Origin of the sequence: Bifidobacterium sp. WCA-178-WT-4B, from assembly GCF_009696495.1 — a bacterium.
Lineage (GTDB): Bacteria > Actinomycetota > Actinomycetes > Actinomycetales > Bifidobacteriaceae > Bifidobacterium > Bifidobacterium infantis.
In genome coordinates this window covers 1-1,502 of record NZ_VULV01000029.1, presented here as the reverse complement: position 1 = coordinate 1,502, position 1,502 = coordinate 1, and the positions used below count along the sequence as shown (strand labels likewise).

General features: G+C 67.2%; 1 protein-coding gene and 1 pseudogene. Both read right to left on the bottom strand.

The window, feature by feature from the left end; genetic code table 11:
* Window positions 1-17: 17 nt before the first annotated feature.
* Window positions 18-416, bottom strand: coding sequence for a helix-turn-helix domain-containing protein (locus FYJ31_RS13010; RefSeq protein ID WP_174772967.1), 399 nt, complete (start codon window positions 414-416; stop codon window positions 18-20).
* Between the two features lie 124 nt (window positions 417-540).
* A pseudogene (locus FYJ31_RS12375) lies at window positions 541-1,284 on the bottom strand (IS110 family transposase); the annotation flags it as partial.
* Between the last annotated feature and the right edge of the window lie 218 nt (window positions 1,285-1,502).

The window sequence follows — 1,502 nt, the reverse complement described above, 5'->3', positions numbered from 1 at the left end:
CCTGTATTTCGATGCTCCTATACATTGTCAAGCGTTTGGGTGTGTTGTTTTGGGTTGGTTGTCGAGTGTATCCACTGGATGGCCCGTTGCTCGAGTTCGGGAAGGTCGCGTGCGCCGCGTTCGATCTCGCTGATGCGGCTCGAGGGCACGCAGAGCGCCTCGCCGATCTGTTGCTGGGTGATGTTCCGGCTGACGCGTAGTTCGCGCAGCTTGGCGCCGCGTTCGGCCGGGGTCCCGCGTCCGACCTCGCCGTTGCGTATGCTGATGAGCGCCCGGTATGCCTCGCGGGCGATGAACCGTTTGACGCAGCGGATGATCTCGAGCTTGCCTTTGCCCTCGCGGGTCTTTTTGGCCATGTAGTCGCGGGTCGGCTTGTGGTATCGCAGGCGGACGATGGCGATGCGGTGCAATGCCATATTGCCCTGCCGGTTGCCGCCTTTGTTGAGCCTGTGTCGGTTGGTCCTGCCGGCTGGACGCGGGGATGGGGCAGACGCCGCAGAGTTTGGCGAACGCGGCCTCGCTTCGGATGCGTTCGGGGTTGTCCCCGGCGACGATGGCCAGGGTCGCGGCGATGACGGTGCCCGCGCGGTACATGTCGAGCAGCGGCCTGGCGTGTTCCTCGAGGATCAGGCGCATGCGTTCCTCCAGGAGACCGGCCTGCCGTTTGAGCGCCTTCCATGCCTTGGCGGCGGATTTCAGCGCGGCCGGCGCGCTCCGCTCGACCAGGCCGCCGGCCGGTCTGCATTCGGCGAGCCTGTTCATGCGGGTCTCGCTCCTCAACCCCCGGTAACGTTCCCTGATGGGTTCCGGGGCGGCGGCGAGCAGCCCGTTCGTCGAATCGGGGATCGCGGTCATCGCCGACACCGGTTGGGATCGCTGCGCGTTGAGGTGGCGCAGTGCCTCGACCCAGCCGTCCGGGCTTTTCGGCAGGCTCGTGCCGTCGCCGGCCATGACGCTACGGGCAGCGGCGACCGCGTCGAGGGGATCGGACTTGCCGTCCCTGCGGCGCACGCTTCGCCTGGGGCGCGGCACCTCGCGCACCTCGTATCCGGCGGCAGTGAGACGACGGGCCAGGGCCGCTCCGAACGAGTTCGTGCCCTCCACGCCCACGGCCGCGACCCTGCCCGGCCCGGGCAGCATGCCGATCAGCCTGTCGTATCCGTCCGGGTCCGCCGTGAACGTCTCGGCGCCCAGCGGCCTGCCCCGCTCGTCGAGCAATGCGATGGTGTGCGTGTCCGTGTGGGTGTCGATCCCGGCCCACACCACTTCGTTCGGCGGCGTCATCGTTGTCGTTCCTTTCCATGTGTTCGGATGCCTCCCGGGGGCTTGCGGCGCAGACAGGACGTTGACGGGGCACGCTACCATGGTTCTTGCGGGATCCGACGGGAGCGGCCACGCTCCTATGAGGTCATGCATCCATGGCCCACGGGTCGGCGGCCATGGGCGGGACAAATCAAAATAAGGACAGCCACCGGAACCGATGGCGTCAGTCAAATGTGGGG

Coding starts and splice junctions, on each gene's coding strand:
- FYJ31_RS13010 (WP_174772967.1), bottom strand. CDS start 416: ATGGCATTGCACCGCATCGCCATCGTCCGCCTGCGATACCACAAGCCG.